This window comes from Paraburkholderia sp. LEh10 (assembly GCF_017814945.1).
In the GTDB taxonomy this organism is placed as follows: Bacteria; Pseudomonadota; Gammaproteobacteria; order Burkholderiales; family Burkholderiaceae; genus Paraburkholderia.
In genome coordinates, this window is sequence record NZ_JAGIPX010000046.1 from 49,532 (window position 1) to 70,627 (window position 21,096).

23 protein-coding genes are annotated in these 21,096 nt (G+C 62.8%); 7 read left to right on the plus strand and 16 right to left on the minus strand.

What is annotated here, in order from left to right; genetic code table 11:
* Positions 1–55 precede the first annotated feature (55 nt).
* The 6 genes from rfbD to J8I87_RS30345 all read right to left on the minus strand — a co-directional run bounded on the left by rfbD (position 56) and on the right by J8I87_RS30345 (position 4,896).
* Positions 56–949 carry a dTDP-4-dehydrorhamnose reductase gene (gene rfbD / locus J8I87_RS30320; RefSeq protein ID WP_209935849.1) on the minus strand — a complete coding sequence of 298 codons (894 nt, stop codon included), beginning with the start codon at positions 947–949 and terminating at the stop codon, positions 56–58.
* Positions 950–958: 9 nt separating this feature from the next.
* A complete protein-coding gene (gene rfbC, locus J8I87_RS30325; protein ID WP_209935850.1) occupies positions 959–1,510 on the minus strand; it encodes a dTDP-4-dehydrorhamnose 3,5-epimerase in 552 nt (183 codons plus the stop codon).
* The gene (gene rfbA / locus J8I87_RS30330; protein ID WP_209935874.1) at positions 1,495–2,388 is read right to left on the minus strand and encodes a glucose-1-phosphate thymidylyltransferase RfbA; all 894 of its coding nucleotides are present in this window, start codon (positions 2,386–2,388) and stop codon (positions 1,495–1,497) included. The genes rfbC and rfbA overlap by 16 nt, the downstream gene beginning before the upstream one ends.
* Positions 2,389–2,398: 10 nt before the next feature.
* A complete protein-coding gene (rfbB, locus tag J8I87_RS30335) occupies positions 2,399–3,460 on the minus strand; it encodes a dTDP-glucose 4,6-dehydratase (RefSeq protein WP_209935851.1) in 1,062 nt (353 codons plus the stop codon).
* Positions 3,461–3,645: 185 nt separating this feature from the next.
* Positions 3,646–4,548 (minus strand): GDP-mannose 4,6-dehydratase, encoded by a 903-nt coding sequence (locus J8I87_RS30340; RefSeq protein ID WP_409518842.1) that lies wholly within the window; start codon positions 4,546–4,548, stop codon positions 3,646–3,648.
* 117 nt (positions 4,549–4,665) lie between these two features.
* On the minus strand, positions 4,666–4,896 hold the full coding sequence (locus tag J8I87_RS30345; protein ID WP_209935853.1) for a hypothetical protein: 231 nt from the start codon (positions 4,894–4,896) through the stop codon (positions 4,666–4,668).
* On the opposite strand from J8I87_RS30345, the gene J8I87_RS30350 reads away from it, so the two are divergent.
* The gene (locus tag J8I87_RS30350; RefSeq protein WP_209935855.1) at positions 4,883–5,731 is read left to right on the plus strand and encodes a symmetrical bis(5'-nucleosyl)-tetraphosphatase; all 849 of its coding nucleotides are present in this window, start codon (positions 4,883–4,885) and stop codon (positions 5,729–5,731) included. The genes J8I87_RS30345 and J8I87_RS30350 overlap by 14 nt on opposite strands.
* 18 nt (positions 5,732–5,749) lie before the next feature.
* Here J8I87_RS30350 and J8I87_RS30355 read toward each other — a convergent pair whose 3' ends face one another.
* From J8I87_RS30355 to ruvX, 5 genes are all read right to left on the minus strand, one after another.
* The gene (locus J8I87_RS30355) at positions 5,750–6,601 is read right to left on the minus strand and encodes a 1-acyl-sn-glycerol-3-phosphate acyltransferase (RefSeq protein ID WP_209935856.1); all 852 of its coding nucleotides are present in this window, start codon (positions 6,599–6,601) and stop codon (positions 5,750–5,752) included.
* Between the two features lie 128 nt (positions 6,602–6,729).
* A complete protein-coding gene (locus J8I87_RS30360; RefSeq protein ID WP_209935857.1) occupies positions 6,730–8,007 on the minus strand; it encodes a dihydroorotase in 1,278 nt (425 codons plus the stop codon).
* A gap of 53 nt (positions 8,008–8,060) precedes the next feature.
* Complete coding sequence (locus tag J8I87_RS30365; protein ID WP_209935859.1) at positions 8,061–9,092, minus strand: aspartate carbamoyltransferase catalytic subunit; 1,032 nt, start codon at positions 9,090–9,092, stop codon at positions 8,061–8,063.
* A 183-nt stretch (positions 9,093–9,275) separates the two neighbouring features.
* Complete coding sequence (gene pyrR / locus J8I87_RS30370) at positions 9,276–9,788, minus strand: bifunctional pyr operon transcriptional regulator/uracil phosphoribosyltransferase PyrR (RefSeq protein WP_209935860.1); 513 nt, start codon at positions 9,786–9,788, stop codon at positions 9,276–9,278.
* Positions 9,775–10,224 carry a Holliday junction resolvase RuvX gene (ruvX, locus tag J8I87_RS30375; RefSeq protein WP_209935875.1) on the minus strand — a complete coding sequence of 150 codons (450 nt, stop codon included), beginning with the start codon at positions 10,222–10,224 and terminating at the stop codon, positions 9,775–9,777. Before ruvX ends, pyrR begins: the two co-directional genes overlap by 14 nt.
* 109 nt (positions 10,225–10,333) lie before the next feature.
* Here ruvX and J8I87_RS30380 point away from each other — a divergent pair, with 109 nt between their 5' ends.
* Entirely contained in the window at positions 10,334–11,467 is a 1,134-nt protein-coding gene (locus tag J8I87_RS30380; protein WP_209935861.1) for an RNA-guided endonuclease InsQ/TnpB family protein, read from the plus strand.
* Positions 11,468–11,521: 54 nt separating this feature from the next.
* Here J8I87_RS30380 and J8I87_RS30385 read toward each other — a convergent pair whose 3' ends face one another.
* From J8I87_RS30385 to J8I87_RS30395, 3 genes are all read right to left on the minus strand, one after another.
* Positions 11,522–12,100, minus strand: a complete 579-nt coding sequence (locus J8I87_RS30385; RefSeq protein ID WP_209935862.1) for a YqgE/AlgH family protein — start codon at positions 12,098–12,100, stop codon at positions 11,522–11,524.
* Between the two features lie 240 nt (positions 12,101–12,340).
* Positions 12,341–13,750: a hypothetical protein gene (locus J8I87_RS30390; RefSeq protein WP_209935864.1), complete on the minus strand. Its 1,410-nt coding sequence runs from the start codon at positions 13,748–13,750 to the stop codon at positions 12,341–12,343.
* A 372-nt stretch (positions 13,751–14,122) separates the two neighbouring features.
* Complete coding sequence (locus tag J8I87_RS30395) at positions 14,123–14,293, minus strand: rubredoxin (protein ID WP_006400971.1); 171 nt, start codon at positions 14,291–14,293, stop codon at positions 14,123–14,125.
* Positions 14,294–14,555: 262 nt separating this feature from the next.
* Between J8I87_RS30395 and J8I87_RS30400 the strand changes: the two genes are divergently transcribed.
* Positions 14,556–15,416, plus strand: coding sequence for a hydroxymethylpyrimidine/phosphomethylpyrimidine kinase (locus J8I87_RS30400; protein WP_209935865.1), 861 nt, complete (start codon positions 14,556–14,558; stop codon positions 15,414–15,416).
* 204 nt (positions 15,417–15,620) lie between these two features.
* On the opposite strand, the gene groL is transcribed toward J8I87_RS30400, so the two are convergent.
* Complete coding sequence (gene groL, locus J8I87_RS30405; RefSeq protein ID WP_209935866.1) at positions 15,621–17,261, minus strand: chaperonin GroEL; 1,641 nt, start codon at positions 17,259–17,261, stop codon at positions 15,621–15,623.
* A 43-nt stretch (positions 17,262–17,304) separates the two neighbouring features.
* Complete coding sequence (groES, locus tag J8I87_RS30410) at positions 17,305–17,595, minus strand: co-chaperone GroES (RefSeq protein WP_090871563.1); 291 nt, start codon at positions 17,593–17,595, stop codon at positions 17,305–17,307.
* A 564-nt stretch (positions 17,596–18,159) separates the two neighbouring features.
* On the opposite strand from groES, the gene J8I87_RS30415 reads away from it, so the two are divergent.
* From J8I87_RS30415 to J8I87_RS30430, 4 genes are all read left to right on the plus strand, one after another.
* The gene (locus tag J8I87_RS30415; protein WP_209935867.1) at positions 18,160–18,603 is read left to right on the plus strand and encodes a hypothetical protein; all 444 of its coding nucleotides are present in this window, start codon (positions 18,160–18,162) and stop codon (positions 18,601–18,603) included.
* 209 nt (positions 18,604–18,812) lie between these two features.
* Complete coding sequence (locus J8I87_RS30420; protein ID WP_209935868.1) at positions 18,813–19,229, plus strand: organic hydroperoxide resistance protein; 417 nt, start codon at positions 18,813–18,815, stop codon at positions 19,227–19,229.
* A gap of 54 nt (positions 19,230–19,283) precedes the next feature.
* Positions 19,284–19,577: a MarR family winged helix-turn-helix transcriptional regulator gene (locus tag J8I87_RS45115; RefSeq protein WP_245254270.1), complete on the plus strand. Its 294-nt coding sequence runs from the start codon at positions 19,284–19,286 to the stop codon at positions 19,575–19,577.
* Positions 19,578–20,044: 467 nt separating this feature from the next.
* Positions 20,045–21,096 (plus strand): epoxide hydrolase family protein (locus tag J8I87_RS30430; protein ID WP_209935870.1); only part of this gene is annotated, 1,052 nt, incomplete at its 3' end.

Sequence of the window (21,096 nt, forward strand, 5' to 3'; positions counted from 1 at the left end):
GGCGGTTACTTTCCAGAAATAGTCGGGCAGAAAGCGCGCCATTTGCGGACGCGGACTATGCGCATCGATCGGCCATGCACAGACGCAATGCATCCTGCCAATCGGGCAGGGAAAGCCCGAATGTCTCAGTGAGCTTGCGATGAGACATCCGTGAATTCGCCGGACGTTTTGCCGGGACCGGGTAGTCGGCCGTTCCGATCGGTACGACTGACGGACCCTTCTGGCCCATCGCGAGATTGAAGATAGCTTGCGCAAAGCCATGCCATGACGTCTCGCCCGCCGCCGTCAGGTGATAGATACCTGAACGCTCGCGCCACCAATCGATATCGTTTGCAGCCAAACCCTGCGCGACGATGTGAGACGTCGAGGTAGCGATGGTGTTAGACCAGGTGGGCGCGCCGATCTGATCGGCCACGACGCGCAACTCCGGCCGCTCCGCACCGACCTTCAGCATCGTCAGCAAGAAGTTCTTTCCGCGTACTCCGTACACCCAGCTGGTCCGCAGGATCAGATGAGCGCAGCCGGATTCAGCGATGGCCTGTTCGCCCGCAAGCTTGCTCTTGCCGTAGACGTTTTGCGGATTGGTCGCGTCGTCCTCGACGTAAGGTGCGTTCTTCGTGCCGTCGAAGACGTAATCGGTCGAATAGTGAATCAGCACGGCTCCGCCAGCGGCTGCCTCCTCCGCGAGCACGCGCGGCGCGTCCCCATTGACGCGCATCGCGCCGTCCACGTCGGTTTCCGCCTTGTCCACCGCGGTGTAGGCAGCGGGATTGACAATGATGGAAGGCTTCAGCGCGCGTACCGTCGAACGCATCTGCTCAAGATCGGCCAGATCGAGTGCAGCGCGATCAAGCGCCACGACCCGGCCGAGACCTTGCAGGGTACGGACGAGTTCGAAGCCAACTTGCCCATTGACGCCCGTCACGAGGATGGTCGGTTGCGCACTCATTGGAAAGTCTCACGCATACAATTCGGCTTCGCTCAAACGCTTGCCGGCCGCATCTTTCGCCGCCAGCAGCGGCTCGAAATCGATCGGCCATTCGATGCCGATTTGCGGATCGTTCCAGATGATGCTGCGTTCGTGCTCAGGGAACCAGTAGTCAGTCGTCTTGTACAGAAACTGAGCCGAATCCGACAGCACGACGAATCCGTGCGCGAAGCCCGGCGGAATCCACAACTGGCGATGATTCTCAGCAGACAGAATCACGCCCTCCCACTTGCCGAAATTCGGCGAGTTCTTTCGGATATCGACGGCGACGTCGAAAACCTCTCCTTCGACAACACGCACCAGCTTGCCCTGCGCATGCTGAAGCTGATAGTGAAGGCCGCGCAGAACGCCTTTTGCAGAACGCGAATGGTTGTCCTGAACGAACTCGACATTCGCCTGCACCTGCTCGGCAAATTCGCGTGCGTTAAAGCTTTCGAAGAAAAAGCCGCGCGCATCGCCGAACACCTTGGGTTCGATGATCTTGACTTCGGGCAGTGCCGTAGTGATTACCTGGATGGCCATGCAACTTGGTCCTTCGGGAGATTCTGCAAATATTGACCGTACGCATTTTTCGCGAGCGGCGCCGCGAGTCTGAGCAATTGCTCCTCGTCGATCCACCTACGCCGGTAGGCGATCTCCTCCGGGCAGGCAACGACAAGACCCTGACGTTTCTGCAACGTCGCGATGAACGTGGCCGCTTCGATCAGCGAGTCATGCGTGCCGGTGTCGAGCCATGCATAACCGCGCCCCATGATCTCGACGTCCAGCTTTTTGTTCGCGAGATAGCGGGAATTCACATCGGTAATTTCCAGCTCGCCACGGGCGGAGGGCTTGATGTCCGCGGCGATCCCGCACACGTCGTTGTCGTAGAAGTACAACCCCGTGACGGCATAATTCGAGCGCGGCTTTGCAGGCTTCTCTTCGATCGACAGCGCGCGAAACGCCTGGTCGAACTCGACCACGCCATAACGCTCGGGATCGTGCACGTGATAAGCAAACACCGTTGCACCATCGGCCTGCGCATTCGCACGCTCCAACTGCTTTGCCAGATCGTGGCCGTAGAAGATGTTGTCGCCGAGAATCAGCGCCGACGGATCGTTACCGACGAACTCGCGGCCGATGATGAACGCCTGCGCGAGACCATCAGGCGAAGGCTGCACCGCGTACTGAATATTCATGCCCCACTGGCTGCCGTCGCCGAGCATAGCCTCGAAACGCGGCGTGTCTTGCGGCGTCGAGATGATCAGCACGTCGCGGATACCCGCCACCATCAGCGTCGACAGCGGGTAATAGATCATCGGCTTGTCGTACACGGGAAGCAGTTGCTTCGATACGACATGGGTGATCGGATACAGCCGCGTGCCCGACCCGCCAGCGAGAATAATGCCTTTGCGCGCCATCATTCCGCCCTTACGCGCGTTGCGCGTAGTTCGTTTCGACCCACTTGCGGTACTCGCCCGAGGCGACTTCGTCGACCCATTCCTGATTGTCGAGATACCACTGGACCGTCTTCGCAAGGCCCGTCTCGAACGTCTCGGCCGGCTTCCAGCCGAGCTCGCGCTCGAGCTTGCGCGCATCGATCGCATAGCGGCGGTCGTGACCGGGGCGGTCCTTTACATAGGTGATCTGATCGCGGTACGAACCCTGCGCCTTCGGACGCTGCTGGTCGAGCAGATCGCACAGCGTATGAACGACGTCGAGGTTCTTTTTCTCGTTCCAGCCGCCGACGTTGTATGTCTCGCCGGGCACGCCCCGCGCGAGCACTTCGCGGATCGCGCTGCAATGGTCGCCGACATACAGCCAGTCACGCACGTTCTGGCCGTCGCCGTATACGGGCAGCGGTTTGCCGCCGAGCGCGTTCGCGATCATCAGCGGGATGAGCTTCTCGGGGAACTGATATGGCCCGTAGTTGTTCGAGCAGTTCGTGGTCAGCACGGGCAGACCATACGTGTGGTGGTAGGCGCGCACCAGATGGTCGGAACCGGCCTTGGTGGCCGAATACGGGCTGTTGGGCGCGTACGGCGTCGTCTCGGAAAACTGCGGATCGGTCGCCGACAGCGAGCCGAACACTTCATCCGTGGAAACGTGCAGGAAGCGGAATGCCGCTTTGTCAGCATCATTCAGCGTATTCCAGTACGATCGCGCTGCTTCCAGCAAAGTGAACGTGCCGACGACATTGGTCTGCACGAAGTCCGCTGGCCCATGAATCGAGCGGTCGACGTGGCTTTCGGCGGCAAAGTGCAGCACCGCGCGCGGCTTGTGTTCGGAGAAAAGCGCGTCGAGCGCCGCACGGTCGCAGATGTCGGCGCGCACGAACACATGGCGCGGATTGTTCTGCTGCGATTTCAACGTGCCGAGATTGCCGGCATAAGTGAGCTTGTCCACGTTCAGGACCGGCTCGCCAGAAGTGTTCAGCCAGTCGAGCACGAAATTGGCGCCGATAAAACCGGCACCGCCCGTTACCAGGATCATGGGATTCCTTCTAGAAATTATCTCGGCCAAGCCAGGCCGGCGTGTAGCCGCGACGCGAAACTGGCAATTATTGCTCGACCGGTAAAACCGGCCGCGCGTCACCCAGCGCGTGGGTATTTAACCGGCCATTATAAAGGTGTCGATGAGAAACACCAGCGCACTAACAAACTGATGCAGTTTGTCATTCACGCGTGCGTGACCATCCAGTCGATCGTGTCTTCCAGACCGATTGATGGCATGTCAGGCACCAGACGGCTCAGCCGGTCCGCCGAACCAACCAGCAACTTGACCTCATTTTGACGGACGAAGGCCGGATTTACGCGAACTTCCAAGTCGTGGCCGGACGCCTCCCGGACGATGTCGACGATATCCGTCAATGTGCGTGGATTGCCGCTGCAGACGTTGAGCGTCTCGCCAGTAACGGACGACTCCAGCAACGCGCGATAGGCGCGCGAGACCATTCTGACATCAGAAAAGTCACGGGCGACGTCAAGATTTCCCAGTTCGATAAACGGCCTGCGCCGGACAAAATGGGAGACGATTTTGGGAACCAGGAAGCGCTCGGACTGCCCGCGCCCGGTGTAATTGAAAGGACGCGTGACCACGAGCGGCAGCCGGTCGAACCAGGTCCGCACCAGATGCTCCATCGCCAGCTTGCTCGCCGCGTAGTGGTTGACGGGCGCGGGGGCCGTCTCCTCGTCGATGACGCCTTCCGCGTTGCCGTAGATATTCGCACTGCTCGCGACGAGGATCTTGCGCGGCTCGTGTCCGACGTCGACGCACGCCTGCAGCAGGTTCGTCGTGCCGATCACGTTGACGTTGTACATCTCCAGCGGATCGTCATGCGCGACGAAGCTGATCGCGGCCAGATGCACGATGAAATCGGGCTTCAGTTCGCCGATCAGACGGCGGCAGTCCGGCAAGGAGGTGATGTCGAGCATGCGCTCCCCGGCCTGCGGCGCGCCGACGGATGTGCCGATGACCTCGTAGCCCGCATCGGCGAGTTCTTCGCGCACGTAGGCTCCAGTGAAACCGTTCGCTCCCGTGATGAGAACGCGGTGCATGACTGGTTGAGACGGATGCCGCAAATTCTTCCTCCCATGCAAAAAAGCATGCCGCAAAAGCAGCCGCCGATTATATCCGCTGATTAAATCGGCTCTGGCGATTGCCGGCCCTTAAAAGTGAGTTTGGCGGCCAGAAAATCGTCAAAAAAGCCGAAAAAAAATCAAAATAATTCCGCGGCCCCGCGGCACGAACGAGCCGGCGAGAGTCGTGACGAACGCGCGACGCGAACGCGCGTTATCATGTTGCGTTGCGCAGCGCGATTCGGCTGCATCACATCCGGATTCATTGCCGGGCGAGTTTCGACGGCGCCACAAGCGCCAACGCAGCACGCCCATCGAACCCACCCATTTCTTCTCGATGACCGTTTCCACCAGCTCCCCTCCTCTCGCTTTCGGCGATCTGCAGGGCTGCCGCACCCAATTCCTGCAACTCCTCGCGAAAGCAGCGCCGCCCGCCGACGCGTCGCTCTGGTTCGCAGGCGACTTGATCAACCGGGGCGGCGAATCGCTCGCAACGCTGCGCGACATCATCGCGTTCGGCGATCGCGCGGTTCCTGTGCTGGGCAATCATGATCTGCATTTGCTGTCGGTGTCGGCGGGCATCCGCAAGTCGAAGAAAGGCGACACGATCGACGAAATTCTCGCTGCGCCCGACGCCGCAGATCTGCTTCACTGGATTCGCCACCGGCCACTCGCCCATTACGAAAACGGCATGCTGCTCGTGCACGCGGGCGTGCTGCCGCAGTGGGACGTCGACCTGACACTGGAGCTCGCTGACGAGTTGCAACGCGCGCTGCGCGCGCCGGGCTGGAAGGAGACGCTCGCGGGCCTGTACGGCAACGAGCCGAGCCGCTGGAAGCCAAGCCTCAAAGGCATCGACCGGCTGCGCATCACCTGCACCGCGCTGACGCGCATGCGCTTTTGCAATGCCGACGGCGCGATGGATTTCTCGTCGAGCGGCGGCATCGGCTCCGCGCCGCCGGGTTACATGCCGTGGTTCGACGTGCCCGGCCGCAAAACGGAGGACATCACCGTCGTCTTCGGGCACTGGGCCGCGCTCGGCCTGACGATCCGCGACAACCTGATCGGACTCGATTCCGGCTGTGTGTGGGGCGAGCAGCTTTCGGCTGTGCGGCTTTCGTCGTCGCCTGCTGAACGCACGATCACGCAGGTGGAATGCGACGGCTGCCGGGCCGTCGCTGGCTGACGGGCGCGCGCTGAGCCGTTAGGCGTGACGCGTCAGATCGGCGTCGGAACCCGTCATCGGATCTGCTGCGCCTTTCGACGCCGCATCGATAAACTCCTGAGTCCGGTCGGCGATCTGGCCCGAGCGGCGCGCGTCCGGATCCTGCAACGCGGCAAGCGCCGCGCTCACTGAAGCCTGCGCCTCGGCCGCCAGCAGGCGCCGGTCGACGCCCGGCGCGAGCGGCGCGCCGACATAGACGTGCGCCGTGAGCGGCCCGCCGCGCAGCAGTGCATCCAGCGACTCGCCAAGCGACATGTCGCCGATATACGCAGGCGCCGTCGACTGCCGTCCCCACGCATCTTCGTACATCAGACACACCGGCTGCACAGGCCGCGACGCCGACACCGCGGCCTGGAACATGTTCGCGTGAAACGGCAGCAACTGCGCACCATCGGAGGTCGTGCCTTCCGGGAACACGCACATCAGTTCGCCCGCGTCCAGCCGCGCGGCGAGCTCATGCATGATGCGCTTCGCGTCGCTGCGCTTCTCGCGCTGGATGAACACGGTGCCCAGTTGCTGCGCGCACCAGCCGACTACGGGCCACTTGCGGATCTCCGCTTTCGAGACGAACGGTGTCGGCCGCCACGCATTGATCACGTAGATGTCGATCCACGAAATGTGATTCGCGACGACCAGCACGCCCTCGTCGAGCCGCGCGCCGTCGTTGTGCACGACGAGGCGCATCCCGCACAGCTGCAGCATGCGCAGCGACCACGCGCGGTTCAGCGCGAGGCGTTGTTGCGCGCTCGCGCGCGGAAAACGCGTCGCGACGACGCACATGCCGTACAGCAAATGCACGATCAGCCGGATCTTGCGAAACGCGAGCTTCATGTTTCAAGTCTTCCGCTTAACTTCTTGCCTGTCTTCCGCTTGTCTTCCGCGTCTCTTCCGGGTCGCTTCCGCGTCGCTTCCGGGTCGCTTCCGCGTCTCTTCCTGTCGCTTGCCGCTTACCGGCTCGCTCAGCGCTGCTCGTACGCGAGCTGGCCCGACACGATGGTCGCGCGCACCCGCGCCGGCAGCTCGTAACCGAGGAACGGCGTATTGTGCCCCTGGCTCTTCAGCGCGCGCGGCTCGATGCGCCAATGCGCATCGCGGTCGAACACGCACAGATCGGCGGTCTCGCCCGCCTCGATGCGGCCAGCAGGGAGCTTCAACACATCGGCGGGCGCGGCCGTGATGCGGTTGAGCGCCTTTGCCAGCGAAACGCCCGCTTCGTCGGCCCACTTCACCGTCAGCGACAGCAGCAGTTCGAGCCCCGTCGCGCCCGGCGTCGCCTCGGCGAACGGCAGCAGCTTTTCGTCGTCGTCGACAGGCGTGTGGTCCGAGCAGATCGCATCGATCGTGCCGTCCACGAGTCCCGCGCGGATCGCCTCGCGGTCGCGCTGTGAACGCAGCGGCGGATCGAGCCGGAACTGCGAATCGAAGTAGCCGATGTCCAGATCGATCAGATGCACGTGATTGATCGTGACGTCGCAGGTCACGGGCAAGCCTTCCGCCTTCGCGGCGCGCACGAGCTCGACGCCCGTCGCCGACGACACATGCGACAGATGCACGCGCGCGCCCGTTACGCGCACGAGTTCGCAGATCGTATGCAGCGCGATCGTTTCCGCCGACACGGGGACGCCCGACAAACCGAGCCGGGACGCCAGCGGGCCGCTCGCCGCGACGCCGCCCTTGGCGAGATACGCATCCTGCGGACGCAGCCACGCGGTATAGCCGTACGTGTTTGCGTATTGCAATGCGCGCAGCAAGACCTGCGTATCGACGATCGGCGTGTCGGCCTGCGAAAAGCCGACGCAGCCCGCTTCCGTCAGCTCGACCATCTCGGTGATCACCTGCCCCTTGAGGCCGACCGTCAGCGCGCCCAGCGGATACACGTGCGCACGGTTCAGATTGCGCGCGCGGAACTTGAGCATTTCGACGAGGCCCGGCTCGTCGAGCACGGGATCGGTATCGGGCGGACACACGAGACTGGTCACGCCGCCGGCGAGCGCCGCGGCCATCTCCGATTCGAGCGTCGCCTTGTGCTCGAAGCCGGGCTCGCGCAGCCGCGCGGACAGATCGACGAGACCCGGCGCCACGTGGAGGCCCGTCGCGTCGATCATCTTCGCCGCGTTGAAGTCGGCGGGCGCGCTGCCGAGCGCGACGATCTTGCCCGCGGCGATGAATATGTCCTGCGGCTTTTCCGTGTCCGCCGCCGGATCGATCAGCGTGCCGCCTTGGATATGAATCTTCATGCGCTGCCTTTTTGCCTGCTTGTACCTGAGGGAATGCGTGAGCCGTGCGCGGATCAGTCGTTGTTGCCCGCGACGATGCCCATCACCGCCATGCGCACCGCGATGCCAAACGTCACCTGGTTGAGAATCACCGATTGCGGTCCGTCCGCCACCTGCGAATCGATCTCGACGCCACGGTTCATCGGCCCCGGATGCATCACGATCGCGTCGGGCTTCGCGAGCGCAAGACGCTCCGGCGTCAGCCCCCAGCTCTTGAAGTATTCCTGTGCCGACGGCAGCAACGCGCCGCTCATCCGCTCGTTCTGCAGACGCAGCATGATGATGACGTCGACGTCCTTCAGACCCTCGTCGAGGTTGTGGAACACGCGCACGCCCATCTGTTCGAGACCGCCCGGCAGCAGGGTGCGCGGGCCGATCGCGCGCACTTCCGGTACGCCAAGCGTGGTGAGCGCGTGAATGTCGGAGCGCGCGACGCGCGAATGCAGAATGTCGCCGACGATCGCCACGCGCAGATTCGTGAAATCGCGCTTGTAATGACGGATCGTGTACATGTCAAGCAGGCCCTGCGTCGGGTGCGCGTGACGGCCGTCGCCGGCGTTGATCACGTGCACGTGCGGCGCGCAGTGCTCGGCGATCAGATACGGTGCGCCACTCGATGCATGGCGCACGACGAACATGTCGGCGTGCATTGCCGACAAGTTGTTGATCGTGTCGAGCAGCGACTCGCCCTTGCTCGTCGACGAAGCGTTGATGTTCAGATTGATCACGTCCGCCGACAGCCGCTTCGCGGCGATTTCGAACGTGGTGCGCGTGCGCGTCGAGTTTTCGAAGAACAGGTTGAACACCGACTTGCCGCGCAGCAGCGGCACCTTCTTCACCTCGCGGTCGGTTACGCTGACGAACTGCTCGGCCGTATCGAGAATGTGAGTGACGATCGCGCGCGGCAAGCCTTCGATCGTCAGCAGATGCTTCAGCTCGCCGTTCTTCGTGAGCTGCGGATTGCCCTTCAGGAAACCGTAGCGAAAACGGTCCGCTGACGCGGCGTTGTCGGTGGGGCCTTGGGAAACCGGGTTGGGCGTGTTCATGGTGTTCCTGAATCAGACTGGGGACTGCGGGGTGCCGCCGTTCGGTACTTTCGTTCGGTGCTTTCGTTCGGCACTTCACTTGCGAGCCGGATTCGCGGGCGCCGTGCGCCCGGATCTGCGTTGCGTGCTCGCGCGTTCAATGTGTTGTTGCGGTTGCTGCTTTCGATACAGAAACGCGCACGCTCAATCGGCGCGCGGCTCGGTGTGAAACGTGAAGCGCTCGCCGTCGCGCGTCAGCACGAGCGTCGAATTCGCGGGCACTTCGATCGCACCGCCGACGAAGCGCGCCGCCACCGGCAATTCGCGCCCGCCGCGATCGGCGAGCACGGCGAGTTCGACGGATGCGGGACGCCCATAGTCGTACAGTTCGTTCAACGCGGCGCGCACGGTGCGGCCCGTGTACAGCACATCGTCGACGAGCACGATGCGGCGGTTGTCGACCTCGAACGGCAGCGAAGTCGGACTCGCCTGCGTATGCAGACCCTTCTTCGCATAGTCGTCGCGATGCAGCGCAACATTGACGACGCCGTACGTCGGCACGTTCAGGTCTTTAGCAAGGCGCTCGGCGAGCCACGCGCCGCCGCTGTATATGCCGGCGAGCACGGCACCCTCCGGACCATCCAGCGCGTCGCCGTATGCGGCGCGAATCTGTTCGAGTACGGCGCGATACAGCGCCTCGGCGTCAATGGAGCTCATGATCGTCGGAAAGTCCGTCCAGATATTGCTGAAGAATGATGCAGGCGGCTTCGGCATCGAGCATGCCGGCTTGCCTTGCACGCCGGCCGCCGCTGCGGATGCCCGCCTCCGCCTCGACCGACGAATAGCGTTCGTCGACCCACGAGACAGGGAGATTGAAGCGCCCGTTCAACTGGTTGCCAAAGCGCTTCGCGAGCTGGGTTCTTTCGTGCGGGGTGCCGTCAGGATGCATCGGCAGGCCGACGACGAGGGCGTCGGGCTTCCATTCGTCGATCAGCTTGCCGACGACCTCGAAGCGATATTCGCGATTGCGGTTTTGCAGAACGACGAGCGGCCGCGCGCTGCGAGTGAGCGAATTGCCGACGGCGACACCGATACGTTTTTCGCCATAATCAAACGCAAGCACCGTTGCTGCTCCTCCTCCCAGACTCCTCATTGAACGTTGCTCCCAGTAATCCCCTCGTTCAAGGCAGGAGTGTAACCAATACAGCAGCAAGTTAGTGGCCTCATTGCGTCTCACACAAATACATACTATCGTGTGAAACATGAACGTTAAGCGCGCTTACCGATTTCGGTTCTACCCAACGCCCGAGCAGGAAGTGATTCTTGCCCGGACGTTTGGATGCGCGCGATTCGCTTACAACTACATGCTCCGGCAACGCACTGACGCCTGGTTTGAGCGTCAGGAGCGCATGGGTTATCACGAGACCTCCGCTGCGCTGACCGCGCTCAAGAAGACTGAGCAGCATGCGTGGCTGAACGAGGTAAGTTCAGTCCCAGTCCAGCAGGCGCTAAGGCATCTTCAAACGGCCTTCGCGAATTTTTTCGCGAAACGCGCGAAGTACCCGACCTTCCGACGCAAGGACAGCACGCAATCGGCTGAATACACGACAAGCGCGTTTAGGTGGGATGGCAGTCAGCTGCGGCTCGCCAAGATGGATGCGCCACTTGCGATTCGCTGGTCGCGTACAATTCCCAAAGGTGCAAAGGTAACGACCATAACCGTGTCGAAAGACATGGCCGGCCGATACCATGTTTCCATGCTGTGCGACGACGTAGTGACTCCACGTCCGAATGCAACAGGGAAGATCGGTATCGACCTTGGACTTACGCACTTTGCGATTCTGTCCACGGGGGAAAAGATCGCCGCGTCAAACGCGCTCCGGAAAAATGAAGCGAAGCTGGCGAAGTTGCAAAGGCGCCTCGCGAAGAAGCAAAAAGGCTCGGCCAACCGAAGGAAGGCGAAGCTTAAAGTCGCACGCATGCACGCGAGGATAGTAGATTCCCGCAGGGACTTCCTGCACAAACTCTCGACCCGGCTGATAAACGAAAACCAAGTCATCGCCGTAGAAAGCTTGTCCGTGCGAAACATGAAAAGGAATCGTTGTGTGGCGAAGTCGATCTCGAATGCATCGTGGTCCGCATTTGTCACCCAACTTGAATACAAGGCGCAGTGGTATGGGCGCTCACTGATCGGCATCGACCGCTGGTATCCCAGCTCGAGGCGCTGCTCGGATTGCGGGCACACTGTTGCCAGCATGCCGCTGAGTGTTCGGACATGGACTTGTCCTGAATGCCAAGCCATCCACGATCGCGACATCAACGCTGCGCGCAATATCTTGGCCGCCGGACTGGCGGTATCAGCCCATGGAGAGGCTGTAAGTCCCTTGTCTCTTTGAGACAAGGGCTGGGCTCTACGAAGTGGGAATCCTCTCCGTCAAGGAGAGGAGCAGTCAAGCGTGACCCGCTTCGCCGGAAAGCATCGAAGACGAGATGCCGAGCAGCGCAAGCGCCGCCTCGAAGCGGTCTTCGGCGGGCACGTCGAAGACGATCTTCGGGTCGGCCTGGACCGTGAGCCAGCCGTTTTTCGAAATCTCGTCTTCCAGCTGCCCCGCGCCCCAGCCGGCATGACCGAGCGTCAGCAGGAAGCGTTGCGGGCCCTTGCCGCTCGCAACGGCTTCCAGCACGTCCTTCGAGGTGGTCATTTCAAGCCCGCCCGGCACCTGCATCGACGATGTATAGCTGCTGCCTTCCGATGCATCGTGCAGCACGAAGCCGCGCTCGGTTTGGACCGGGCCGCCGAAATACACGGGGACATGCAGCAGCGGTTCGATTTCGAGCTTTAGATCGATGCGATTGAAGAGCGCCTGAAGATCGATGTCGGTCGGCCGGTTGATGACGAGACCAAGGGCACCGCGCTCGCTGTGATCGCAAAGGTAGACCACCGTTCCCGAAAACGTGGGGTCCGCCATGTTCGGCATGGCGATCAGGAACTGGTTGGTCAGATTGATGCGATCGTTACTCTTGGGCATAGGTCGAATTTTAGCAAAGACAGTGCGCGACTGCGGGGCTCGCGCCTTGCGCCCAGGATTCGTGCGGCATGCCGCTCGCAACCTGCGCAGGCGGTGCGCGACCGACGAAAACCGCAGTCCATGAAACTGCACTCTATCACGCGCTTCGGCCCTGCCGGGAACGTCGATCGTGCGCTATCGCGAAGCAGATGGCATAGGACAATGGACCGTCCCTGTTTCGTCGCGCGTGCGACGGGTCGGCTACGCGCCGCCCTGCTCGATCGCGCGCGTGAGCGCGGCCTGGGCGGCCGTCGCGGACTGCGGCGCGACGCCTGCCGCAACCTTGTGCAGCATCGCCCGCAACGTTTCGGCGGCGGCTTCGAGCGCGCGCGCGCCGGGCGCATCGACGACGACGTGCGCACGGACCGCGGGCGTCGATACGCCAGCGTGTGCTCGGCGGCGCCACGCGAGACCGAGCGCATCCGCGAGCAGCGCGACCTGTCCCAATCCGAGCGCCGATGCGGCCGCGCCGAGCCGGTACGCCGCATCACCCGCCTGCAGCGCGGCGCTGGGGTCGGCCTTCTGCGGATTGTCGGCGGCGCGCGCGTGATCGGCGAGCGCCGCGATCGCGGCATCGGCGGTCTGCAGAAAGTCTTCGTAAGCGTTGGCGTTGACGGTCAGCACGCCGAGCTCGCGCGTCATCCCGACGTGCGCCACCAGCGTTTCGGCCTGGTGAGCGCCCGCTTCCCACAACGCTTCCGACGCCTGCGTGCCCGCCACGTGCCAGTCCACTGTCAGACCGTAGTCGCGCAGCAGTTCGACATGGTCGGTGTCTTCCGCGGCGGCGCCGAAAAGCGCGTAGTCGCGCCACAACAGCGCGAGCGTCGCGCGCGCGAGCGAGCGCGGCGCGAGCGGAATGCCACGCTCCTCGTCCGCGAGCGCCAGATTGCAGCGCGCGTAGAAGCGCCGCGTATCGATGTCTTCGACCGTGCGGCCGGTGGAGCGCAACGCGCGAGCGCAGGCGGAGGCGAGCCGCCAGAAGTCGTATGGATCGGGGCCTGCGAGTTCGGCCAGGCACGCGTCGAGGTCGTCGAGCGCCGCGTTGACGGCGGCCGCCACCGCGCCCGTGCTGATATTGCCCTTCGAGCGCAGCACGAGCAGCAACGCCTGCTCATAGCGCGCCCGTAAATGCGCGAGCCGCGCGGCGGATTGCGAACGTAGCGTCACGGGGGGAACGGGCCGGGCGGCGAGCGCGACGTCCTCGAATGTCACGGTGTAACCGGGCGTATGTTGTGCGATATGCGTACTGAGCGCGCGATAGTGCGCAAAAAGCGCGGCCGAGCAAGCAAGCTCACGCAGATTGCGCCGCTCCAGCGCAGCGCGAAACGCGCGCAGCGCCGCGCCGAACGTGGCGCGCGCGGACGCCTCTTCGGCAACGCCGCTCGCGGCCATCGGCGATACGAGCAACAGTGCGTCGGTGAAGCGTTGCGCCGCGATCCAGCCCGCTTCGCGCAACGCGCGCCCAGCGCCTAACAGCAGTGCCGTCATGTCGCGCCGCTGCTCGAACGCATCGAGCGCGTCGGCAATGGCCTGTTCCGCAGGGCGGACGGCGCCGCCGCGGGGATTCGGTAAAGCGTCGAGCGTATCGGGCGGTGCGGATCGAAGAGTCATGGGCAGGCTGCATGAACGCCGGCAGGTCAGGCCGGCATCGGTGCTGCGCCGCCGGAACCGCCGATATGGCGAAAGTTGTGCAACTGCAAGGCCATTGGCCGCGTCGCCGAAAAAACGGCGCCGCTTATCAGGTAACGCTACAACCGGCCGGAACCGCTCGACGCGCCGCTCGCGTGGAGCGGCGAACGTCCAGACTGCCGATACAGCATCTGCTGGGCCAGCCGCGACAGACCGCAAGAAAGCCCGTGACAGGTTACCTTGCGACATCAGGTAAGCGCGGATGTTCAGTTCCGCGCGAAATCGATTCAGTTGAGTCGAGCCACGCCCCGGATGGCGGACACAAGGTATTCGTCACCGGAACGCGAGGGTCGCTCAGATCTGGACCATCTCGAAGTCTTCCTTGCGCGCGCCGCACTCGGGGCAGGTCCAGTTGATGGGTACGTCTTCCCAGCGCGTGCCCGGCGCGATTCCTTCGTCCGGCAAACCGGCTTCTTCGTCGTAGATCCAGCCGCAGATCAGGCACATCCAGCTCTTATATTCCATTCTTGAGTCGCGTCGAAAAGTCCGTGGAAACGGGAGCCATGATGGTACCGTGTTGCGCCCCCCATGCCTAGCAGATGCGGGGTCCGGACGGGGGCTGCGACACGATGCAGCGTTAACTGTGGCAAGACACGCTGACAGATGCGAAATAATGCCCCATAGCCCGATAAGGCCGCATAATTGAGCCGTCCGCCCAGACGCGCGGGCGCTTCGCGCGCCCATGCGGCTCGCACATTTTCAGCTTATCGATTCATCAAACGATTTCATGGCCAGCGACACCCCTCCCATCGTTCTCACCTTCGGCCTGTCCGACCCGACGGGCGGCGCCGGATTGCAAGCCGATCTCATGACGCTTGCCAGCATGGGTTGTCACGGCGTTTCCGTGCTGACGGGCTACACGGTGCGCGACTCAGCGACTTGCGACGAGGTCACCGGGCTCGACCCGGAAGTCGTCGCGACCCAGGCGCGGATGCTGCTGGAGGACATGCCGATCGCCGCCTTCAAGGTCGGCGCGGCCACGCGCGCAGAAGTGGTCAGCGCGATCGCCGAGGTGGTCGCGGACTACGACGACATTCCGCTCATCCTTGCCCCCGACTTCACGCTCGACGACGAGCATGTGCTCGCCGCCGACGAGCTTCGCGAAGCCATCGCCGATCTGCTCGCGCCACAAACCACACTGCTCGTCGCCGACCACAGCGCCCTACTCGCGCTCGCTCAGCCAGACGGCGACGCCGAGGCACCGTCGCTCGACGCGGCCATCTCGCATCTGCTGGCCCAAGGGTGCGAATACATTTTGTCGACGGAAACGGGCACGCACCGGCTCGTCAATACGCTCTTCAGCGAGGACGGCCAGTTGAGGCAAGACATGTGGGATCGCGGACAACAGCGGATCATGGGCATCACCGATACGCTCGGCGCCGCCATCGCCGCCCTGCTCGCCAACGGTCAGGAACCCGCCGAGGCCGTGCGCGAGGCGCAGGAATATCTGTTTCAGGCGACCCAGGCCGCGTTTCGGCCCGGGATGGGCGCGTATCTGCCCGACCGGTTCTTCTGGGCGCGCAGCAGCGATGACGAAGTGCCGCTTGCGGGTGGGACGGAGTCGTCGCCGGGGGAAGCCCGGCATTGAGTCGCAACGCAGCCGCAACGCAGCCGCAAGCGCGTCGCGCGATCGCCGGCTTCGTTGAACATACGCGCGTGCGTTGAACGCAGCGAAATCCACGCGATTGCCGCACGCATAAAAAAACCCGCATCGCTGCGGGTTTTTCTCTTTTGGCAATCGGGAGGCACGCCTTTCGGCGCGCCTCCTGCATGCAATCCGGTTACCCGGAAATTACATGTCCATGCCCATGCCGCCCATGCCGCCGGGCATGCCGCCAGGCATCGGTGCATCTTCCTTCGGCAGTTCGCAGACAGCGGCGTCCGTCGTCAGCAGCAGACCAGCAACGGAAGCTGCGTTCTGCAGTGCCGTACGGGTCACCTTGGTCGGATCGACGACGCCGGCTTCCACCAGGTCACCGTACTCGCCCGTTGCTGCGTTGTAGCCGTAGTTGCCCTTGCCGCCGGCAACTGCTGCCACCACGACGCTGGCTTCTTCGCCACCGTTCGTGACGATCTGGCGCAGCGGCTCTTCCATCGCGCGCAGCACGATCTTGATGCCTGCGTCCTGGTCAGCGTTGTCGCCCTTCACGCCGCTGATGGCGCTGCGAGCGCGGATCAGCGCGACGCCGCCGCCAGCCACGATGCCTTCTTCCACAGCTGCGCGCGTTGCGTGCAGTGCGTCTTCGACACGTGCCTTCTTTTCCTTCATTTCGACTTCGGTCGCGGCACCGACCTTGATCACTGCAACGCCGCCAGCCAGCTTGGCCACGCGCTCTTGCAGCTTTTCACGGTCGTAGTCCGACGTCGCTTCTTCGATCTGCGTGCGCACTTGCTTCACGCGCGCTTCGATGCTTGCTGCTTCGCCAGCGCCGTCGATGATCGTCGTGTTTTCCTTGCCCACTTCGATGCGCTTTGCCTGACCCAGCTCTTGCAGCGTTGCCTTTTCCAGCGACAGGCCGGTTTCTTCAGCGATGACCTGGCCACCCGTCAGGATCGCGATGTCTTCCAGCATGGCCTTGCGGCGGTCGCCGAAGCCCGGAGCCTTGACAGCAACCGTCTTCAGGATGCCGCGGATGTTGTTGACGACCAGCGTAGCCAGCGCTTCGCCTTCGACGTCTTCAGCGATGATCAGCAGCGGACGGCCAGCCTTTGCGACCTGTTCCAGAACCGGCAGCAGATCGCGGATGTTCGACACCTTCTTGTCGTGCAGCAGCACGAACGGGTTGTCCAGAACGGCGACTTGCTTGTCCGGGTTGTTGATGAAGTACGGCGACAGGTAGCCGCGGTCGAACTGCATGCCTTCGACGACGTCCAGTTCGTCTTGCAGCGACTTGCCGTCTTCGACGGTGATGACGCCTTCCTTGCCGACCTTGTCCATCGCTTCAGCGATGCGATCGCCGATCGACGTGTCGCTGTTCGCCGAGATCGCGCCGACCTGCGCGATTTCCTTGTTGGTCGTGCAGGGCTTGCTGATCTTGCGCAGCTCTTCGATTGCTGCGGCGACGGCCTTGTCGATGCCGCGCTTCAGGTCCATCGGGTTCATGCCCGATGCGACGTACTTCATGCCTTCGCGAACGATCGACTGGGCCAGAACCGTTGCCGTCGTCGTACCGTCGCCGGCGTTGTCGCTGGTCTTGGAAGCGACTTCCTTGACCATTTGCGCGCCCATGTTCTGGAGCTTGTCCTTCAGCTCGATTTCCTTCGCGACCGAGACACCGTCCTTCGTGACCGTCGGGCCGCCGAAGCTGCGCTCGAGAACAACGTTGCGGCCCTTCGGACCCAGCGTAACCTTCACTGCGTTGGCGAGAATGTTCACGCCTTCAACCATCTTGGCACGGGCGGAATCGCCGAACACGACGTCTTTAGCTGCCATCTTCTAACTCCTTGAATTCTTGAGAATGAACCGGGACAAGTGCTTACTTGTTGACAACGGCCATAATGTCTTCTTCGCGCATCACCAGCAGTTCGCTGCCCTCGACCTTGACGGTCTGGCCAGCGTACTTGCCGAACAGGACGCGGTCACCGACCTTCACGTCGAGCGCGATCGGGTTACCCTTGTCATCACGCTTGCCCGGGCCGATAGCCAGCACTTCGCCTTGATCCGGCTTTTCTGCTGCTGCGTCGGGGATCACGATGCCCGATGCGGTCTTGGTTTCCTGATCCAGACGCTTGACGATCACGCGATCATGCAAAGGACGAAGGTTCATGGATAGATCCTCTCTTGATTGGGACTGAAGAACGCTGAGATATGCCGGCTGGCCGGGCCAACCAGCGAAGTTGTTAGCACTCTCGTGCGGTGAGTGCTAATTATATGGACGGGGAATTACAAATTCAAGAAGGTGCGCCGCCGTATCGGGCGACGATCGAATTTCGCCAGGTTACGGACTTTGTTGACCTTCGGGGTCCGGAGCGGCTGAACGACCGGTCGAATTTTCTTCTGAATTCCTGCCAAAACAATGATTTAGCATCGAATTTCCCGACAGCCACAGGGAAGCCGTCCGTGCCCGAATGTCTCAATCGAGGCCGGCACGCCCCAAACGATCTTCCGGCCAACCAGGGGAAATCCCGTGTTCCGGGACCTTCGGCCCTGATCCGCCCGCAGTAGCAATCCGCGATGCGGGCCGATTTTAGTCTCCTCCGATGCGTCCGAAGTGTGTCCATCCGCGCGGATCGGCGCATTTCGCCCGTGCTAGGATTTTTCCTTCAGCAAGGTCCGCGAGGCTGTCGTCGAACTCTTCGCTGCTGGGCATCCTGACGGGAGGTGTCTACGGATGAATCGGCTAATTGGTTATAGCGTTGTCGCCGCGAGCTTCTGGCTTTTACCCAGCGCGATGGCCGCCTGGACGCCGTTCGGTAATGAAGTGACCGTCTACATGCTGTCCTGCGACGGCGAACAGGCAAACGGCGTTTGCCACGGCACGGAAAAGACCGACGCCCCGATGACCTACAAGGTTCTCGTCGACCAGCATTCCGTGTCGTACTGGCGGACGGACGACGCCGATCAACCTCAGCGCTTCCCGTACTGTTCCGTCCGTGACACGCGCAGCTGGTGGTGCCAGTGGGATGACAACGAGGTTCCGCGCGCCAGGTTCGGCATGGTGGGGGGAAAGTACGTGGAAGTCGCGACCTGCATGTCCGTCACGACGACCCAGCTTTTCTATCAGGTACCCATGTGGCGCTGGTGGCTCGTCCGCTTGCACGAGAAATTCGCCTGATTCGCGTCAACTGTCCCCGCGAATCGAACTCACATCCCTTTCCCCACGACATCCGGCGTTTTCAGCGCATCCTGCAGTCACTGCCTTGTATCGCGATGTAATCCGCCGCGATACGTGTGGAAACATGCGCATACACATGCCGCCTCGCAGGAAACATACGGGATACATCCGCGCGTTCCAATACGTCACATTCACTGGAGCAAGCCAACATGACCCGCATCGAAAACGTACTGTACACAGGCAAGACTCACACGACGGGCGGCCGCGACGGCGCTTCGCGCAGCGCGGACGGCCGCCTCGACATCAAGCTGTCGTCGCCGGGTTCCTCGGGCGCCGGCACGAATCCCGAGCAACTGCTCGGCGCGGGCTGGTCGGCATGCTTTATCGGCGCGATGCGCGGCGCGGCGCGTGCGATGAGCGTCTCGCTGCCGGCCGACGTCAGCGTCGACGCTGAAATCGATCTTGGCACGACGGACGGCGCCTACTTCATCCAGGCTCGCCTGAACGTTAGCCTGCCTGGCCTGCCGCGCGACGTCGCCCAGGCGCTCGTCGACCGCGCGCATCAGACCTGCCCGTATTCGAAGGCGACGCGCGGCAACGTGGACGTCACGCTCACGCTCGTGTGAGCGACACCGACGCCTCACCGTCCCAAAGCCGTCTTGCGCCACATGAGTTCGAGCATGCCTTCCGATCTTCGGCATCAACCACGCGATGCAGTGAGCAATGAGATCGCCAGCAACTGTCTGCTTACGCGTTCGCGGCAGATTGCCCGGGTGCTGACGGCGATCTACGACGAGGAACTGCGGCCGTTCGGCATCAACGCACCGCAGTTCTCGCTGCTCGTTCTCATCATGGAATTGGGACCGCTCAGCCGTGCGGACCTCGGACGCAAAAACCATCGCGATCGTTCGACACTGACAAGGAACCTGCAACCGCTGATCGCGCGAGGATGGGTGCAGGAAGGCCTTCCCTAAGCGAACGGCCGCAGCCGCCCTCTTTCGCTCACGGGACAGGGCAAGACGTTGCTGCACGGCGCTGCGTCCGCGTGGTCGGTCGCGCAGACCGAGAGCCAAGGCGATGCTCGGAGCCACCGGCGCCGACGCGCTCATGGGGATCGCAGGTGAGTTGGCGCGCGCCGCATGAGCTGATTTTTTTGTCGTCGATGTTGCATATGCAACACCACAAGGGTCTTCGTGCCCGTCTCCACCGGTAAAAAGGAGTTCTCCTTCCGCAGACACGACCGCGCTTGTGGCGCAATGTATTCGCCAGCTGCGTCGAGATCTGCGCTTACAAACTCACACATTCAGGAAACAGGCGGGATACATCCGCACGTTCCAATGCATTTACACCGGGCGCCTGACGCCCATCATCGTTGCCGATGGCCATGACATGACGTGGCCATTGATCGGGACCCCGGCTCTCATCGTCAACCGGAGCACTTATGTCAGACAACATCTCTCCTTCATCGCCGTCTCGCCGTCGCTTCGTCGGTGTGGCGACGGCGGCCCTTGCCGCAGGCTCGCTGGGCCAGCTCGCATTCGCACAAACGAATCAGGCCATGACGACCGTGGGGCAGGCAGCGGGTGGCGACAAGACCGCTATCCGTCCACTTCGCGTGCATGTGCCTGACGCGCAGCTCGTCGACTTGCGGCGACGCATCAAGGCGACGCGGTGGCCCGAACGGGAGACGGTCGACGACGACACGCAAGGCGTGCCGCTCGCGCTGATCCAGGAACTCGCGCGCCATTGGTCAACCGACTACGACTGGCGCAAGTGCGAGGCAAAGCTCAATTCGCTGCCGAACTACGTGACGGAGATCGACGGACTGGACATTCACTTCATCCACGTGCGCTCGAAACACGAGAATGCGATGCCCCTCATCGTCACGCACGGGTGGCCCGGCTCGATCATCGAGCAGTTCAAGATCATCGATCCGCTGACCAATCCGACGGCATATGGCGCGAGCGCGTCGGATGCGTTTCATCTCGTCATTCCGTCGTTGCCGGGCTACGGCCTTTCAGGCAAGCCGACCACGACGGGCTGGGGTCCGGAGCGTACCGCTCGCGCGTGGGTCGTACTGATGAAGCGCCTCGGCTACGACAAGTTTGCAGCGCAAGGGGGCGACCTGGGCGGCGTGGTGGCGAACGTGATGGGCAAGCAGGCGCCGCCCGAATTGCTGGGCATACACGTGAACTTCCCCGCAACGATTCCCGCTGATATCGCGAAGGCGCTGGCAGCCGGCGATCCGCCGCCCGCCGGACTGTCGGACGACGAGAAGCATGCGTACGACCAGTTGAGCAGCGCAGCGAAAAGGCGCCGTGCGTATGCGCTCGAGATGGGAACGCGGCCGCAAACGCTCTATGGACTGTCGGACTCGCCCGTTGGCCTCGCAAGCTGGCTGCTCGATCACGGTGACGGATATGACCAGCCGGCGCTGGCGCTGAGTTCCGCCGTGTACGGGCGCCCCGTGAAGGGAGAATCCGCGGGCGCGCT

Excerpts from the sequence above, each read along its gene's own strand:
- rfbD (WP_209935849.1), bottom strand. The coding sequence starts at position 949 with ATGAGTGCGCAACCGACCATCCTCGTGACGGGCGTCAATGGGCAAGTT.
- rfbC (WP_209935850.1), bottom strand. The coding sequence starts at position 1,510 with ATGGCCATCCAGGTAATCACTACGGCACTGCCCGAAGTCAAGATCATC.
- rfbA (WP_209935874.1), bottom strand. The coding sequence starts at position 2,388 with ATGGCGCGCAAAGGCATTATTCTCGCTGGCGGGTCGGGCACGCGGCTG.
- rfbB (WP_209935851.1), bottom strand. The coding sequence starts at position 3,460 with ATGATCCTGGTAACGGGCGGTGCCGGTTTTATCGGCGCCAATTTCGTG.
- J8I87_RS30350 (WP_209935855.1), top strand. The coding sequence starts at position 4,883 with ATGACCGTTTCCACCAGCTCCCCTCCTCTCGCTTTCGGCGATCTGCAG.
- J8I87_RS30355 (WP_209935856.1), bottom strand. The coding sequence starts at position 6,601 with ATGAAGCTCGCGTTTCGCAAGATCCGGCTGATCGTGCATTTGCTGTAC.
- J8I87_RS30360 (WP_209935857.1), bottom strand. The coding sequence starts at position 8,007 with ATGAAGATTCATATCCAAGGCGGCACGCTGATCGATCCGGCGGCGGAC.
- J8I87_RS30365 (WP_209935859.1), bottom strand. The coding sequence starts at position 9,092 with ATGAACACGCCCAACCCGGTTTCCCAAGGCCCCACCGACAACGCCGCG.
- pyrR (WP_209935860.1), bottom strand. The coding sequence starts at position 9,788 with ATGAGCTCCATTGACGCCGAGGCGCTGTATCGCGCCGTACTCGAACAG.
- ruvX (WP_209935875.1), bottom strand. The coding sequence starts at position 10,224 with ATGAGGAGTCTGGGAGGAGGAGCAGCAACGGTGCTTGCGTTTGATTAT.
- J8I87_RS30380 (WP_209935861.1), top strand. The coding sequence starts at position 10,334 with ATGAACGTTAAGCGCGCTTACCGATTTCGGTTCTACCCAACGCCCGAG.
- J8I87_RS30385 (WP_209935862.1), bottom strand. The coding sequence starts at position 12,100 with ATGCCCAAGAGTAACGATCGCATCAATCTGACCAACCAGTTCCTGATC.
- J8I87_RS30390 (WP_209935864.1), bottom strand. The coding sequence starts at position 13,750 with ATGACTCTTCGATCCGCACCGCCCGATACGCTCGACGCTTTACCGAAT.
- J8I87_RS30395 (WP_006400971.1), bottom strand. The coding sequence starts at position 14,293 with ATGGAATATAAGAGCTGGATGTGCCTGATCTGCGGCTGGATCTACGAC.
- J8I87_RS30400 (WP_209935865.1), top strand. The coding sequence starts at position 14,556 with ATGGCCAGCGACACCCCTCCCATCGTTCTCACCTTCGGCCTGTCCGAC.
- groL (WP_209935866.1), bottom strand. The coding sequence starts at position 17,261 with ATGGCAGCTAAAGACGTCGTGTTCGGCGATTCCGCCCGTGCCAAGATG.
- groES (WP_090871563.1), bottom strand. The coding sequence starts at position 17,595 with ATGAACCTTCGTCCTTTGCATGATCGCGTGATCGTCAAGCGTCTGGAT.
- J8I87_RS30415 (WP_209935867.1), top strand. The coding sequence starts at position 18,160 with ATGAATCGGCTAATTGGTTATAGCGTTGTCGCCGCGAGCTTCTGGCTT.
- J8I87_RS30420 (WP_209935868.1), top strand. The coding sequence starts at position 18,813 with ATGACCCGCATCGAAAACGTACTGTACACAGGCAAGACTCACACGACG.
- J8I87_RS45115 (WP_245254270.1), top strand. The coding sequence starts at position 19,284 with ATGCCTTCCGATCTTCGGCATCAACCACGCGATGCAGTGAGCAATGAG.